Raw genomic sequence first — 236 nt, forward strand, 5'->3', positions numbered from 1 at the left:
CAGGATTTTGAAGTTGAATGGCATCTAATTTTGTTGGAGTTTCAACATTTCCTTCCTCAATAGAATGAATTAAATCCTGAGCAATTTTCCGGTGCTTACGCTCTGTTTTTTTCGCTCTGTAAAAAAAGAAGGAAAGCAGTAAAACAGTTGTAAATAGAAAGCCTATAGAAACATATAAAACTATTTTTTTATTTTCTAAGGTATTGATGATATGTTCTTTTTCTTCTAATAGCTTT

General features: G+C 30.1%; 1 protein-coding gene. It reads right to left on the bottom strand.

Features of this window, described 5'->3' with window-relative positions:
* Positions 1 to 236 (bottom strand): hypothetical protein (locus SB724_RS21810; RefSeq protein WP_410573163.1); only part of this gene is annotated, 236 nt, incomplete at both ends.

The sequence above is a fragment of the Bacillus sp. SIMBA_031 genome, from assembly GCF_046535225.1.
GTDB classification, from domain to species: Bacteria; Bacillota; Bacilli; order Bacillales; family Bacillaceae; genus Bacillus; species Bacillus velezensis.